This is a genomic window from Ralstonia sp. GX3-BWBA, assembly GCF_003290055.1.
In the GTDB taxonomy this organism is placed as follows: domain Bacteria; phylum Pseudomonadota; class Gammaproteobacteria; order Burkholderiales; family Burkholderiaceae; genus Ralstonia; species Ralstonia holmesii.
The window spans coordinates 447334-463235 of the sequence record NZ_QMKS01000004.1; the positions used below are offsets into that span (position 1 = coordinate 447334).

Here is a 15902-nt window from a genome sequence, read left to right on the forward strand (position 1 = left end):
ACATTCGCAGCATCCAAGGGGCGCACCCCGCGTGATCCCGCAGCCGTTCATTGACGACCTGCTCAACCGCGTCGATATCGTCGACGTGGTGGGCCGTTACGTGCAGTTGAAGAAGGGCGGCGCCAACTTCATGGGGTTGTGCCCCTTCCATAACGAGAAGTCGCCGTCGTTCTCGGTGTCGCCCACCAAGCAGTTCTATCACTGCTTCGGCTGCGGCGCGCACGGCTCGGCCATCGGTTTCCTGATGGAGTTTTCTGGGCAGTCGTACGTCGAGGCCATCAAGGACCTCGCGCAGTCCGTCGGCATGGTGGTACCTGAAGAGCGCGGTGGCTTGCCGCCCGCCGCCCGCGCCGAGCAGCAAGCCAAGACCGTCGCGCTGGGTGACGTCATGGCCCGCGCCTGCGAGCACTACCGCAAGCAATTGCGCAGCGCACCCAACGCCATCCAATACCTCAAAGGCCGCGGCCTGACCGGCGAGATTGCTGCGCACTTCGGCCTCGGCTATGCGCCCGACGATTGGCAATCGCTCGAAGCCGTGTTCGGTCCGTATCGCGAAGACGCCACCGCAGCACCGCTCATCGAAGCCGGGCTCGTCATCGAAAGCGAAAAGACCAGCGCCGATGGCTCGCACCGCCGGTACGACCGCTTTCGCGATCGCATCATGTTCCCCATCCGCAATACCAAGGGCGTGGTGATCGGCTTCGGTGGCCGGGTACTAGGGCAGGGCGAGCCGAAATATCTCAACTCCCCCGAAACGCCGCTGTTCAGCAAGGGAACCGAGCTGTACGGCCTGTTCGAGGCGCGCAACGCCATCCGCGAGTTCGACTATGTGCTGGTCGTGGAGGGCTATATGGACGTCGTCGCGCTGGCGCAGCTCGGGTTTGCCAATGCGGTGGCGACGCTGGGCACGGCCTGTACACCGATCCACGTGCAGAAGCTGCTGCGGCAGGTCGATACCGTCATCTTTTCGTTTGACGGGGACAGTGCGGGGCGCCGGGCTGCACGCCGTGCGCTCGAAGCCTGCCTGCCGCACGCCACCGACAACAAGACCATCAAGTTCCTCTTTTTGCCCTCCGAGCACGATCCGGACAGTTTCGTGCGCGAAGAGGGCACCGAAGCCTTTGCCCGTGAAGTGCACAACGCCATGCCGCTGTCGCGCTTTCTGCTGCAGGCCGTGACCGAGGATCTCGACCTCCGTCAACCCGAGGGACGTGCCCGCGCGCAATACGAAGCCAAGCCGCTGCTGAGTGCCATGCCCGCCGGCGGCCTGCGCCTGCAGATCGTGCGCGGCCTGGCCGACATGACCGGTACCACGCCTGCCGACATCGAAGCGCTGTGTGGCCTTCGCAGCGACCCGGCCCAAGCGGGACGCATGACGCAGAAGCGGCCCCGCGTGGCGCGCACTGCACCCACCGCGCTGGAGCAGAAGGTGCTGCGCTTGCTGATGCGCTATCCCGCGCTGGCGGCACGGCTCGACACCGATGCCCGCACCCAGTTGACTGCGCCCCAATTGCCCCAAAGTGAGATCTTGGCAGGGTTGCTGGCCGAATGCGATGCCGTGGGTCCAGAGGTGCACTTTGGGGCCTTTGTCGAGCGTCTGGGCCAGACTCCCTATGCCGAAGCCTTTGCCGGGCTGCGTACCGCCGTGCTTCAGGACGACATCGAACTGGAGCCGGCTATTTCTGAATTTGATACCGCCGTACAAAAGATGCTCGCCGAGCCACTTAAGCGCGAGCTGGAGCTGTTACAGCGCAAGATGGAAGCCGGCCATGCTGGCGACGAAGACAAGGAGCGCATGCGCTGGTTGGTGGGCGAAATCAGCCGCCGTCGGCAGCTCGTGTAGCGCATAAGCCGCAGAGCCAAGCTCCAAGCGGGGCGGGCAATTGCGGGTAGCCCCTTGATTTTTCAGGCGAAAACCCGATTTTCGTTTAGACCGGCTTGGTCTGGCGTGCTAGAATAGCCGGTTTGGATTGCAAGTCCTTTTTCCCATTTTTGGGGGAGTGAGCGTGCCCATGGTGAAGGTGAAGACCTCCGCGAAGGCCGGTTCCAAGGCCAGTCCTGCTTCTGTTTCTGCCAAGCGATCCTCATCGGCGCGCGGCTCCGGAGGAGGAAAGACACCAGCGGGAACGGCGAAAGTCGCGAATGGTCGGACCCATATGGGGCAGGCAGCATCGACAGGGGTGAAGGCCACTGCGCCGGCAGAGACGGGGAAAACCCAGCCGCGCCAGACCGCCGATATCGCCGTCGCAGCCAAGACTGTCAAACCGACAGCGCGCACAAAGGGCGCGATCCAATCTTCAACCTCAGGCAAGGTCTCGACGTCGATGAGCACGAGCGCCAGACCTGGCGGCACAGCCGCTTCCGTCGCACTCAAGGGCAAGACAACCACCGTGGCGAAATCGAAAGTTACCGAAGTCGAGAGCAAGCAGACCACTGCCAGCGCAAGCGCAACCAAGACGGGTACCGCTCGTACCAGCACCGCAGCCAAGCCAGCTAAGGCAACCGCGGAAGACACCAAGCGCACCGCCCAGGCAGAGGCCACCCCCACAACTCCTCCTGCGCCCCGCGCCGAGGCAGCAGCCGAGCCCAAGAAGCGCGGCCGCAAGCCCAAGGCAGAGACGCAGGCAGACGACGACAGCAGCACGGACGTGACTGAAGAATTTGACACCCCCGCCGCTCCGGCACCGAAAACCGAAAAGCTGAAGGCCCGTGACCGCAAGGCCAAGGAAAAAGCCCTGCTCAAGGAATTCGCTGCCTCGCAGCAAGGCGGTTCGGAAGAAGAGCTCGAGGCCCGCCGCCAGAAGCTCAAGGCGCTGATCAAGCTGGGCAAATCGCGCGGCTACCTGACCTACGCTGAAATCAACGACCACCTCCCCGACGACATGGTCGACGTGGAGTCGCTGGAAACGTTGGTTGCCACGCTCAACGACATCGGCGTTGCCGTGTATGAGCAGGCGCCGGACGCTGAAACGCTGCTCCTGAACGACAACGCACCTTCCGTGACCACGGAAGAAGAGGCTGAAGAAGAAGCTGAAGCCGCGCTGTCGACGGTTGACTCCGAATTCGGCCGCACGACCGACCCGGTGCGCATGTACATGCGCGAAATGGGCACGGTCGAGCTGCTGACGCGCGAAGGCGAAATTGTGATCGCCAAGCGCATCGAAGCCGGCCTGAAGGACATGGTCATGGCGATCTCGGCGTGCCCGGTGACCATCTCCGAAATCCTCGCCATGGGCGAGCGCGTTGCCAACGACGAAGCCAAGATCGACGAGTACATCGATGGCTTGATCGACCCGAACGCTGAAGCCGATGCAGCCGCTGCTGCTGAGGAAGAAGAGGAATTCGAAGAAGAGGAAGCCGCAGAAGAGGGCGACGAAGAGGAAGTCGAGGACGATGAAGGTGCTGGCGCTGCCGCAGCCTCGGCCCGTCAACTCGAAGAGCTCAAGCAGGCCGCGCTGGTCAAGTTTGGTGTGATCGGCGAGCAGTTCGACAAGATGCGTCGTGCTTTCGAGAAGGAAGGCTACAAGTCCAAGCCTTACGTGAAGGCACAGGAAGCCATCCAGGCCGAGCTGATGACGATCCGCTTCACGGCACGCAACGTCGAGCGCCTGTGCGACACGCTGCGCGGCCAGGTGGACGAAGTGCGCAAGCTCGAGCGCGCCATCCTGAACATCGTGGTCGACAAGTGTGGCATGCCGCGCGGCGATTTCGTTGCGCGCTTCCCGGGCAACGAGACCAACCTGAAGTGGATCGAGACCGTGGTGGCTGACGGTAAGCCGTACAGCACCATCGTCGAGCGTAATGTGCCGGCCGTGCACGAACTGCAGCAAAAGTTGATCGACCTGCAGGCGCGCGTGGTGCTGCCGCTGACCGAACTGAAGGACGTCAACCGCAAGATGTCGGAAGGCGAGCGCCGCGCCCGTGAGGCCAAGCGTGAAATGACCGAGGCCAACCTGCGTCTGGTGATCTCGATCGCCAAGAAGTACACGAACCGCGGTCTGCAGTTCCTCGACCTGATCCAGGAAGGCAACATCGGCCTGATGAAGGCAGTGGACAAGTTCGAATACCGTCGCGGCTACAAGTTCTCGACGTACGCCACGTGGTGGATCCGTCAGGCCATCACGCGTTCGATCGCCGACCAGGCACGCACCATCCGTATTCCGGTGCACATGATCGAGACGATCAACAAGATGAACCGCATCTCGCGTCAGATCCTGCAGGAAACCGGCAACGAGCCGGATCCGGCAACGCTGGCCGAGAAGATGGAGATGCCGGAAGACAAGATCCGCAAGATCATGAAGATCGCGAAGGAGCCGATCTCCATGGAAACGCCGATCGGTGACGACGACGACTCCCATCTGGGCGATTTCATCGAGGACACGAACACGCTCGCCCCGGCCGAAGCGGCGCTGCATGGCTCCATGCGCGGCGTGGTGAAGGACGTGCTCGATTCGCTGACGCCGCGCGAAGCCAAGGTGCTGCGCATGCGCTTCGGTATCGAAATGAGCACCGACCACACGCTGGAAGAAGTCGGCAAGCAGTTCGACGTGACCCGCGAGCGTATCCGTCAGATCGAGGCGAAGGCACTGCGCAAGCTGCGCCATCCGAGCCGTTCCGACAAGCTGAAGAGCTTCCTCGAGGGCAGCTGATTCTGTAGCGAAGCAGGCGATTTTCCGAGTGGGCTCGCGCCCACTTTCAGGTAAAATCCCGCATCAGGCCCGGCCTAAGCGCCGGGTCTCTTTTTTTCCCGTTTCACAGGGCCGGACGCCGTGCTGGTTGCAGGCAGCGGACTCATAATCCGCCTCCGAAAGGACACCGTGGGTTCGAATCCCACCCGGCCCACCATCTTTTCCTCTCCCGCCTTTTTCCCTTCATCCGCGTTTGCATGCCGATTTTATCTGGCGGCTTTCTCTCGCCTTGCTTGCGTTATTGTCGCGGGATCGTATTTTGCTACCCCAGTGAGTCTTGGCGAAATATATTCATTTCGAAATAATTGAATAACACCGCATTGCGTTGGCATTCCCCCCGACCGGAGGGGGGAGTTTAAAACGCTTCAAACGAAACGGTTTCATTCCCTCGTTTGAAAAGCTGTCAAACCGCGCCGCGCCTGCTTGCGCGGGGGATTGCAGCCGCTGTTTTGAATGAAATCTCTATTTACTTCATACCCTGGGCAGACCATAGTTTCGGCCATAACGATAAGTAAATAGCCAGTAGCGTATCCTTCGGAGACACAGGATGTTACGCATTCAAAACGGGCCCTTCCGACATTCCGCTTCTGCGCGTGCCCCCGCGCGTCATCGCCATCGTCGTCACTGCAGCAGCGGTGGCGAGGCTCGTCCACGCTAGCAGCATTACCTCGATTGTTCTTGGGATCGGCACCCAGCCGATCTGCGTGATACCCGGCAAACCATCGGGTAACGCGGCCAAAGCTCGTCCGTCGTTTTTGTAGTTTGCAGGTCGATCTGCCGACGGGGCAGGTCGTGCGCTGTCGGCTGTCGTTTGCCGGCAGGCGGGGGTATTGACCGGCTGTTGCACACATTCGCCGGCCCAAAACACAACAAGTTCCAAAACGTGAGGAGACAACCATGGGTAGTCGACGTCATCTTTTTGTTGTCATGGCAACCAGTTGCATAGTGGCCATGCCGTTTATCGGCGGGTGCGGTGGGGCGGATGACCCCGGCTCGTCGGATGTTGCACAGTGTTCGGGCAGCTCTTGCCCGCCTAGCGGAGCGAACACCACGCCCAGCACGCCGACCAGTCTGTGCCCGGCCGCGCTGGACTATACGACCACGTATACCGGCGGCTCGGGCAGCGGCGAGTACATCAAGGTCAAGTTCGACACGAGTAAGAACACGTACCAGATGCAGTTCCTGGAGTCGTCTGTGCCGACTTCGGCGGGCCAGGTCAACACGACCCGCAAGGGGTTGACCATCGATGGCACGTTCGTTCATCCGACCAACTTGCCGACCCCCGAGCAGAACCGCTGCGCTTTCGTGCTGCAGTCTGGCAAGACGGCGGACAGTAGCTACGCCATCACCGTCAATCCGCAGGACCCGCCGATGCTGTTTGTCGGCCAGGGCATCGTGGGGGGCGGCATTCCGGGAGCGACGATCCAATTTGCTGGCATCCAGCCGATTCCGGGCGTCGTGATTGGCGCAGTACCGTCGCGCACGTTCGATTTCTATCCTTTCCTGGGCTTCTCCGAGACGGTGACGGATTTCTCGCAGGTCGCGGGACGCTACAACCAGGTCGGCGTGCACGTCACGCCCACAGGATCGGGCAGCCAGACCTCGGCACCGCAAGGCTGGCAGCCTGACGCTGTCAACTGGACGCAAACGTTGAATGCCGACGGCACGTGTACCGCGGAAGGCATCGACTATTCGTGCCACACGACGGGTACGCCCTGGACGCTGCGTCAGAACACCGATGGCTCGCAGGACAATGTGTTCGTCAGCAACCCGACCAGCAGCAGCGTGCCGTATCCGTATGTCGGACAGGTCTCGCCGCTGGTGCTGCTGGCGCCAAGCCAGGCCAAGGGCATCCTCATCGCCGGCAAGCTCAACGGGCAAGTGGTGCCGGTGGTGATCCGTGTCGGCTACTCGCATAGCGATGCGACGAACTTGCTGGCTTCGGTGGCGGACGACCAGATCGGTATCTCGATCCTGTCACCGGCGACGGCGATCCCGGCCAACGCGCTCAAGGGTGGCTATGTTGGGGCGACCAGCGGCTCGGCTTGCGGCGTGGTCACCAACAACGGTCCGAGCGGCGCGCCTGCCAGTGGCAACGGCTTGAACGCGACGATCGATCACCCGGAACTGTCGGGCTCCTTTAGCGGTGGCTTCTTCCACGCCAATGCCGGCAACTGCAGCGACGGCACGGGCGTATCGACGCTGGCCGCCAACTACACCTCCACGCTGTTCCAGAACGGCACCGCGGCCTTCATCAACCCGCTCACCTCGCGTGTGACGGCGCAGTTCGGCCTGGACTACACGCAAAGCGCCCCGGGCAAGTTGATCGTGACCGCGCAGAACGACTTCAACGCGCAAGGCGCCAGCGGCAATGTTGCGCTGTTCAAGGCGGGCGACACCGGCGTGGCGGTCAAGGTGGGCAACGTGTACGCGATGCTCATGAACAACAACAAGTACAACCCGTTCTTCACGGTCGGCGCATTCGTCCAGTGAAGCGCGCAACAACGAAACCACATGCGGCGGCGTGCGTGACCTGTGCACGCAGCGCTGCCGCGGCTGAACAACAACATGGAGGAGACGCAAATGCAATGGCGTAAATGGTTGGTCGTGCTCGCGTGCGCGCCGATGGTGACAGCTTGCGGAGGTGGCGGAGATGACTCGCCGGCTCCGGTGATCCAGCGCCTGTGTCCGCAGGCCATCGACTTCAACACCGTGTTCACCGGTGGGTCGGGCTCGGGTGAACTGGTGAAGGTGCAGCTCGACACAACGAAGATGACGTACCAGATCACGTATCTGGCCTCGCCGATTCCGGTCAAGACGGGCACCGTTGCGCCCACGCGCGATACGGCCCCTAACAATGTGCAGACCGGCACGCTCACGCAGGAAACGGCGCTGCCGACCGAGAAGCTGAACCAGTGCGCATTCCGCCTGAATAACGCAAGCCTTGATCCGAGCCGGCCTGCGCGGTTTTTCCTCGGTCAGGGCGTGCTGGGCGGCACGATTCCAGGGGCGACGATCCAGTTCGACGGCATTGTTGGCGTGGGCAAGATTCCGCAGACCACGTTCCCGTACTACCCGTTCATCAGCTTCTCGAACACCGAGACCGATCTGAACAAGATTGCGGGCAACTACAACCAGCTCGGCTACCACCAGGTGCCGTCGCAGAACTTCTCGCAGCAGGCGGTCGATGCGCGTTTCACCATCAACGCGGACGGCACCTACACCGAGTGCGACAACCTGGGCGTGAAGAACGGCGGGGCCTGCCTGACGTCAAGCGCAACAGTCAACCAGAAGCTGACGCTGCGCAGCGATGCGCCGGCCTTCACCACGCTGAACTATCAGCCGCAGGTGCCGGCAACGGTGTCGTCGCTGGATCCGTCCAAGGCGGGCAAGGGCGTGATGATCGTGGGCAAGCTGTATGGCCAGCTTGTGCCGATCTTCATTCGCGTGGGCGCGGCCAACTCCGATCTGACGGCTGGCCCCCCGGTCGCGGATGACGAGTCCGGCATTTCGATGATGGCGCCGGTCGGCAACATCGCGCAGGGCTCGCAAGACGGCGAATACACGGGTGTGGACAGCACGTTCAACTACCGCGCCACGGCGCTGGTGGGTGCGCAGGCCACGATGCTCGATCCGTTCAATGCGTCGCAGGCAGCGCTGGCGCGACCGCTGAACCTCGACTTCACGCAGACCGTCCCGGGTGTGATCCGCACCACGCAGACCAGCGCCCCGGCTGGCTCGGCCCCCACGGGCAAGCTGATCTTCACCGGCAAGACCTTCGGCTTCCTGGACATGAGCGATACGAAGAACCCGTACTTCACGGTGGGCGCCTTCGTGCAGTGACGTTTCCGGAATAACACGCCACGGGGCGCGGCACAGACAACCGCGCTCCGCTCAGAACAACAGGAGGAAGCATCATGAAACAACTGACTGTCGCATTGGTGGCGGCCTGCGCATCCGCAGGTGCCATGGCGCAGCAGGCCGGTGACAACGTGGCGACGGTGGGCTGGTTCCACATCATGCCGCAGGACTCGAGCAACAACCTGACCACCAGCGTGATCAATGCGCCGATCAATGATCCGCTGCGCTTGCCGGGCAGCTTTACGTCGCCCAACAGCGGGCTGCGCGTGAGCAACGCCAACACGCTCGGCCTGACGCTCACGCACTTCTTTACCGACAACATTGCGCTGACCACGATTGCCGGCGTGCCACCCGAGTTCAAGTTGACTGGGCATGGCGTGATCCGCGCGCCCGGGCCCGCAGGTGCACTCGGACACGTTGATCTGGACGATCCGTCCAATCAGCCGGCTGTGCGCAAGGCGCGCCAATGGAGCCCCGGGGTCATCCTGCAGTGGTACTTCGGGCATGCGCAATCGACGTTCCGTCCGTTCGTGGGTGTGGGCGTGGTCTACAGCTTCTTCACCAACATCGAGCTGAATCCGTACTTTGCGGCGGCGGTGAATCGCGAGCTGGGCAGCGTGCTGGCAGCGGGGGCGGGTAAGCCGGGGCCGACCTATGTCGAAGGGAAATCGTCCGCCTCGTGGGCGCCGATCTTCAACCTCGGGGCGAGCTACGCGATCAACAAGCAATGGGCCTTGACGGCAACGGTGTCGTACCTGCCGCTCAAGACCGAGGCGGCAACCGTCATCAAGGCGGCGGACGGTACCACGCTGGCTACCACCAAGACCACGCTCAAGGCCAATCCGATCATCACGTTCGTCGGGGTGTCGTACAAGTTTTAGCTGGGTGTCGGCTGTCTGCGCCTGGCTAATTGGCGCGGCGTGAATCGAGCGGGAACCGGTTTGCGCCGCATTCTTAAGGCGGTTTCTACCGTCAGTTCTAGTGAGGCAATAAATGAGCACACGTAAAGTCGTATCTCTTGCAGTTGCACTCGCACTTGCCACCGTAGCAGCCACACCCGCACTTGCCGTCACCGTTTCGCGTGTCGATGGTCAAGCCATGAACCCGAACGGCGAGCCGTTCTCGGTCACCGGTGCGACCACGTTGTCCAAGGGCTCCATCAGCGCCAATTGCACGGCGACCTTCACGGGGACGATCACGCCTACGGGCATCGTCAACATCACGTCCACATCGTTTACCGGCGGCGGGACGTGCGGCCTCATCTCGGGAACGACCCCGTGGACCGGCCAGGCCGACAGCGCCACCCAGCTGTCGATCAACAACGCAGGGGTCAGCGTGTTCCTGCTGGGTAACTGTGGCCCGAGCAAGGTCGTGACCACTTGGAACGATCCGAACTCGTCGCTCACGTTCACCAATGCACTGCTCACGCCGGACTGCACGGTGAGCGGCACGGTGGTATCGACGCCGAAGTTCCACGTGCAGTAAGCACGTTCCCGATTGACGGGCGGTTGCGCAGCCGCCGTCGATTGGTCTGAAGCATGGGCCCGGCATGTCGGGCCTTGTTTCTTTCCGCGGGCCGCTTTTCTGTCTGAGCAATACCCCTGTCGCCAATGGCGGCAACGTAATGTGCTGGGCGGTGGCATGATCCGGCTTTCGCCGCTGCACCGGGGCAGCGGTCTTTCCCAGGAGCCAAAACATGCGTTTGCTCACCTCTGCCGCCGTGGCCGCTGCGATGGCGGTGTCCGTCGGATTTGCCCACGCCCAAACCGCAGCATCAGCTGCAGCTGCCCCAGCGGTCAGCACCGCCGCTACGCAACAACGCACCCAGGTGCCCGGCTACTACCGCATGGCGCTGGGCGACGACGTTGTGACTGCCCTCTACGACGGCTACACCGATCTGCCCGCCAAAACTTTGCTTGGCCTGAATGCGCAATCGGTGCAGAGCCTGCTGGCGCGGATGTTCGTATCGAACACGCCGGGCATGCAGACAGCGGTGAACGGCTTCCTGATCGACACTGGAGCCAAGCGCATCCTCGTCGATACGGGTTCGGGCACCTGCTTTGGCCCGACGATGGGCGGCCTGGCTGGCAACGTTCGTGCGTCCGGTTACCAGCCCGAGCAGATTGACGCCGTGCTGCTGACGCACCTGCATCCGGACCACGCATGCGGCCTGTTGACGCCGCAAGGCCAACCGGCCTTTCCGAATGCGCAGGTGTATGTGGCCGCGCCAGAAGCCGGTTTTTGGTTGAGCGAAACGATTGCCGCTTCCAAACCGAGTGACATGCAGCCGTTCTTCAAAATGGCGCGCGACTCGGTCGCGCCGTATGCGGCCACGGGCAAGCTCAAGCAATTCAAGCCGGGCGACGAGGTGGTGCCGGGCGTGCGCTCGGTGGTCGCCAACGGGCATACGCCGGGGCACAGCGGTTACCTGTTTGCATCGAAGGGACACAGCCTGCTGGTGTGGGGCGATATCGTGCACAGCCACGCGGTGCAGTTCCAGCACCCCGAGGTCGCGTTCGAATACGACGTCGACAAGAAGGCCGCCGTTGCCTCGCGACGCAAGCTGTTTGTGGAAGCCGCGCGGGACAAGCTCTGGGTGGCCGGCGCACATCTGCCGTTCCCGGGCCTGGGGCATGTGCGCCGCGACGGCAACGCCTTCGCCTGGGTGCCGATCGAGTACGGCCCGCTGCGCACGGACCGCGCTGATTGATCCCCGATTGGTCCGTCAAGCGCCTGCCGGTCGCTTCATCTTGCAAGTGGTCGGCAGATCCAGGTCTTTGGCCGGGGTCGTGCTCTCGGTCTTGTGACCCCATTGGGTGCCGTCGTAGCCGACCTTGACGGTCTTTCCGTCTACCGGTGCGATTGTCGATACCACTTGCGGCAGCAGCAACTGGTGGTCGACCTTGCGCATCGTGACGTCGCCCAGGAAGCTCTGTTTCTGCATGCCTTCCAGTGCCAGCGCAATCTTCAGTGGATCGGTGGAATTGGCTTTGCGGATGGCGTCCGTCACGAGTTCGACCGACAACACGGCGCGCGGCGCGAAGTGCTCGCCGGCGGGCGTCTGGCGCACGCGGGCATCCATCTGCATCAGTTGCGCGTTGCCATTGCCGGGCGTCCATTCCGATACCCAGGTCACCTTGCCGATCTTGGCCTGCGACACGGCCAGCACGGTGCCCGGGGCGCCTGCGCCGCTGTGGTTCAGATAGCGCACGTCGTAGCTCATGTCGCCCGCAGCCTTGATGAGCAGGTTCAGGTCTTGCCCCCAGTTGCCGGTGAGCAGCGTGTCAGCACCCGTCGCCTTGGCCTTCGAGACGTAAGGTGCGAAGTCCTTCACCTTGCCAATCGGGTGCAGCGTCTCTCCGGTGAACTGCACGTCGGGTCGCGCGGCCGAGATCATCTGCTTGCCCAATGACGCCCACAGCCGGCCGTGTGCGTAGTCCTGGTTCAGCGAGTAGACCTTGCGGATATCGGGCTGCGTTTTTACAAAATTGGCCAGCGCGCGCATCTTCATCGCGGTGTTGGCCTCGGTGGCGAAATGCCAGAAGCTGCAATGCGCGCCGGTCAGGTCGGGATCGATCGACGCGTAGTTGATGATCAGCACGCGCTTGGTCGGATTGCGCTCGTTGTGCTTGGTGGCCGCATCCACCATGGCGGCCACCACGGACGAGCCCGAGCCGCCGGTGAAGACGATCTTCGCCCCAGCATCGATGGCGCTTTGCAGGGCCGACAGACTGTCTTGTGCCGACAGCTTATTGTCATAGGTCGACAGCTCGTAGCGGGCACCGTTTAGCACGCCCTGCGGTTGTGCGTTGGCGTCGTCGATGCCGAGTTTCAGATTCGCCAGAAACTGCTCGCCCACATTCGAGAGCGGCCCGCTCAACTGATCAATGAACGCCACCTTGATCGGCGCGGAGTCTGCGGCGTGCGCCAGCGGCGCGAACAACAACGCTCCGGCACAAGCCAATGCGGACAAGGGACGGGCAAAGCGAATCACTGCGGGCATGTCTCCTCCTTGTGTGTGTTCTCGTCTACCACGTGTCGATGAAACGGCGCGTGGCTGGGTCGCGCGCGTGCCGCGGCTGCGCAGGCGGCGTTGATTGCAGCCCCCGCAACAACCAGCGGCGCGTATCGGCTGGGTCGATCACGGCGTCGATCTCGAGATAGCTGGCGATGTTGAGCGCGCGGCCTTCCTCGTAGGCGGCATCGACCATCTTGCGGAACAGCGCCTCGCGCTCGGCAAGGTCTTCCACCGCTTCCAGCTCTTTGCGATAACCCAGGCGGATGGCGCCTTCGATGCCCATGCCGCCAAACTCGCCGCTCGGCCACGATGCGGTGAAGAACGGCGCGTGGAAACCGCCCGCGGCCATGGCCATCGCCCCGAGGCCGTAGCCTTTGCGCAGCACGACGGTGAAGAAGGGCACGCGCAAGTTGCCCGCCGTCACGAACATGCGGCTGACGTGGCGCACGGTGGCGGTTTTCTCCGCTTCTGGCCCGACCATGAAACCCGGTGTGTCGCACAGCGAGACGATGGGCAGATCGAACGCGTTGCACAACTGCATGAAGCGTGACGCCTTATCCGCGGCCGCCGCATCGATGGCGCCGCCCAGGTGGCGCGGGTTGTTGGCGATGCAGCCGAAGGCGCGCCCTTCAATGCGGATCAGCGCGATGATGATGCCCACGCCAAAGGCCTGTCGCAGCTCCAGCACGGAACCTGTATCGGCCAGCGCATCGATCACGGCGCGCATGTCATAGCTACGCATGCGGTTTTCGGGAATCGCGTGGCGCAGGTGGCGCACGTCGCCGGCTTCCCACTTGGTGAGCGGACCCTGGAAATAGCTCAGATAGCGGCGCGCGACATCCACGGCTTCGGTCTCGTCGTCGACCAGGACATCGATCACGCCATTGGGCGCCTGCACGCTCACGGGGCCGACCTCTTCGGGCGCGTATACGCCAAGGCCGCCGCCTTCAATCATGGCCGGGCCGCCCATACCGATGGTCGCGTCGCGTGTGGCGATGATCACGTCAGCGCAGCCCAGCAGCGCGGCATTGCCCGCAAAGCAGCGGCCTGACACGATGCCAACGGTCGGCACCAGCCCAGAGAGGCGCGCGAAGTGAATGAAGGTCGGGCAGTCCAGGCCGCTGACGCCGCGCTTTTCAGTGTCGCCCGGCCGGCCGCCGCCGCCTTCGGCGAACAGCACAACGGGCAGCTTCCATTGCTGCGCCAACTCCAGCGCGCGGTCGGTCTTCTTGTGGTTGAAGGTGCCCTGCGTGCCGGCCAGCACGGTGTAGTCGTACGCGAGCACCATGCAGCGCGCATCCTGATCTGGGAAGTGCGTGCCGTTGACGGTGCCAATGCCGGTGATGATGCCGTCAGCCGGTGTCGAGCGAATCAAGTCATCGAGCGCGCGCCGTTGGCGTTGCGCCGCAATGGCCAGCGCGCCGTACTCGATGAATGAGCCAGCGTCGCACAGGTGGTCGATGTTCTCGCGCGCGGTGCGCTGGCCGGTCTTGCGGCGGCGGGCAATGGCTTCCGGGCGGTTTGCATCGAGGCCGAATGCATGGCGGTCGATGACGGCCTGCAGGTCGGGGCGAATATGGTCGAGGGCGATCTCGGTGTCGGCGGTTGCGTGGTCGTGTTGCGCGTCGCTGGGCTGCAGCACGGCCAGCGGCTGGCCCTCGCGCACCGTTGCGCCTGACTGAGCGCAGACCTGCAGCACGCGTCCGGCCGCGGGCGCGATGACGACGTGCTCCATCTTCATCGCTTCAATCACAGCGAGCACCTCGCCGCGTACGACCGTGGCACCGGCTTCTGCGTGGATCTGAATGAGCGCGCCATCCATTGGCGCGGTGAGGACTTCAGCGTCGTCAGGAAGCTCGTCGACGAATGCTGTTGCAGGCGTGACGTCAGTGGCTGCGATCGACGTGGCGTGCAGCGCGGGATGGGCTTCGCCATTGCCAGCGGCCAGCTCGGCGAGCTTCGCATCGAGGAACTGCGTGTGCACGGCGTTGGCTTGCACGTCGGCATTGTGCAGCAGGTCTTGCAGCAGCCGCTTGTTGGTGGCCAGTCCTTCGATGCGGAACTCACACAGCGCGCGGTACGTCTGTGCCAGCGTCTGCGCATACGTGCCGTGCGGCGCGTGGACGATCAATTTGGCCAGCAGCGAATCAAAGCGCGGGTTCGGACGGTAGCCCGCATAACCGCAGGTGTCGACGCGCACGCCGGGGCCGTTGGGTGGTTCGAATGCGGTGAGCGTGCCGGTGGATGGATGCGGTTGTCCGGATGCATCGATGGTCTCGGCATTGATGCGCACTTGCACGGCATGGCCGCGCGGTGCGATTGGCCGAGCAAGCCCCAGGTCGGTGAGCGAGGCACCTTGCGCCAGGGCCAGTTGCGTCATCACCAAGTCAACGCCCGTCACCATTTCCGTGACGGTGTGCTCGACTTGCACGCGCGGGTTGGCTTCCATGAAGTAGAACGTGGCGTGCGGCGTGCCCGCGCCTTCCACGAGGAACTCGAACGTGCCGATGCCGCTGTAGCCCGCCGCTTTGGCGAGTGTGACGGCAGCGTCAGCGATGCGCGTGCGCAGGGCGTCGTCCAACGCGGGGCTGGGCGCGATCTCGATCAGTTTCTGGTGACGGCGCTGCAGGCTGCATTCACGCTCGCCGAGATGCATCACGTGGCCATGTGTGTCTGAAACGATCTGGATTTCGATATGGCGCGGCGCAGGCACCAGCGCTTCCACATAGACGTCTCCGCTGCCCGGTTGGCCGCCACCGGCGGTGGTGGCTTCAGAGACGCAACGCGCATACGCGTCGGCAATCGCCTGCGCATCGTGCACCGCGCGCATACCGCGTCCGCCGCCGCCGGCCACGGCCTTGATCATCATGCCGTGCGAGGGCGGCAGCGCGGCGAAGAAGGCGCGCGCATCTTCAAGCGCGGTCGCGCCTTGCGTCCCGCTGACGATGGGAATGCCGGCCTCGTGCGCAAGCGCCCGCGCACGTGCCTTGTCGCCGAAGAGGTCGAGCACGCGCGGTGACGGTCCGATGAACTGCACTCCTGCCTGTGCGCACTGGCGGGCGAAGGCGGCGTTCTCGCTCAGGAAGCCATAGCCGGGATGAACGGCATCGGCGCCGACGGCGCGTGCAGCCGCGAGGATGGCTGCACCGTCGAGATAGGCGCGCGGGCCGGTGCCAGGCAAGGGCACGGCTTCATCGGCGCGTAGTGGGTGCAGCGCGTCGCAATCGTCTTCGGAATAGACGGCGACCGAGGGCAAGCCCATCGTGGCGGCCGCGCGGGCAATGCGGATGGCGATCTCGCCGCGATTGGCGATCAGCAGTTTGCGAAACGTCATG

Annotated in this window: 10 protein-coding genes and 1 tRNA gene; 8 read left to right on the top strand and 3 right to left on the bottom strand. The window is 63.4% G+C overall.

Annotated elements, in window-relative coordinates; genetic code table 11:
• Positions 1-31 precede the first annotated feature (31 nt).
• Positions 32-1843: a DNA primase gene (dnaG, locus tag DOD19_RS03840; protein ID WP_112184077.1), complete on the top strand. Its 1812-nt coding sequence runs from the start codon at positions 32-34 to the stop codon at positions 1841-1843.
• 108 nt (positions 1844-1951) lie between these two features.
• On the opposite strand, the gene DOD19_RS27830 is transcribed toward dnaG, so the two are convergent.
• The gene (locus DOD19_RS27830) at positions 1952-2332 is read right to left on the bottom strand and encodes a hypothetical protein (protein WP_235193144.1); all 381 of its coding nucleotides are present in this window, start codon (positions 2330-2332) and stop codon (positions 1952-1954) included.
• On the opposite strand from DOD19_RS27830, the gene rpoD reads away from it, so the two are divergent.
• The 7 genes from rpoD to DOD19_RS03875 all read left to right on the top strand — a co-directional run bounded on the left by rpoD (position 2325) and on the right by DOD19_RS03875 (position 11259).
• Positions 2325-4649, top strand: coding sequence for an RNA polymerase sigma factor RpoD (gene rpoD, locus DOD19_RS03845; protein WP_239497955.1), 2325 nt, complete (start codon positions 2325-2327; stop codon positions 4647-4649). The two genes, DOD19_RS27830 and rpoD, sit on opposite strands and share 8 nt — an antisense overlap.
• Positions 4650-4757: 108 nt before the next feature.
• Positions 4758-4845: transfer RNA gene (locus DOD19_RS03850), tRNA-Ile, on the top strand.
• A gap of 740 nt (positions 4846-5585) precedes the next feature.
• A complete protein-coding gene (locus DOD19_RS03855; RefSeq protein WP_112184081.1) occupies positions 5586-7181 on the top strand; it encodes a DUF2957 domain-containing protein in 1596 nt (531 codons plus the stop codon).
• 90 nt (positions 7182-7271) lie between these two features.
• The gene (locus DOD19_RS03860; protein WP_024975164.1) at positions 7272-8531 is read left to right on the top strand and encodes a DUF2957 domain-containing protein; all 1260 of its coding nucleotides are present in this window, start codon (positions 7272-7274) and stop codon (positions 8529-8531) included.
• A gap of 74 nt (positions 8532-8605) precedes the next feature.
• On the top strand, positions 8606-9430 hold the full coding sequence (locus DOD19_RS03865; protein WP_024975165.1) for an OmpW family outer membrane protein: 825 nt from the start codon (positions 8606-8608) through the stop codon (positions 9428-9430).
• Positions 9431-9542: 112 nt separating this feature from the next.
• On the top strand, positions 9543-10034 hold the full coding sequence (locus DOD19_RS03870; RefSeq protein WP_024975166.1) for a hypothetical protein: 492 nt from the start codon (positions 9543-9545) through the stop codon (positions 10032-10034).
• Between the two features lie 211 nt (positions 10035-10245).
• Positions 10246-11259: an MBL fold metallo-hydrolase gene (locus DOD19_RS03875; RefSeq protein WP_112184083.1), complete on the top strand. Its 1014-nt coding sequence runs from the start codon at positions 10246-10248 to the stop codon at positions 11257-11259.
• A gap of 15 nt (positions 11260-11274) precedes the next feature.
• On the opposite strand, the gene DOD19_RS03880 is transcribed toward DOD19_RS03875, so the two are convergent.
• Both DOD19_RS03880 and DOD19_RS03885 read right to left on the bottom strand, forming a co-directional pair.
• Positions 11275-12552, bottom strand: a complete 1278-nt coding sequence (locus tag DOD19_RS03880; protein ID WP_112184085.1) for a branched-chain amino acid ABC transporter substrate-binding protein — start codon at positions 12550-12552, stop codon at positions 11275-11277.
• Positions 12553-12577: 25 nt separating this feature from the next.
• Complete coding sequence (locus DOD19_RS03885) at positions 12578-15901, bottom strand: carboxyl transferase domain-containing protein (protein WP_112184087.1); 3324 nt, start codon at positions 15899-15901, stop codon at positions 12578-12580.
• Between the last annotated feature and the right edge of the window lies 1 nt (position 15902).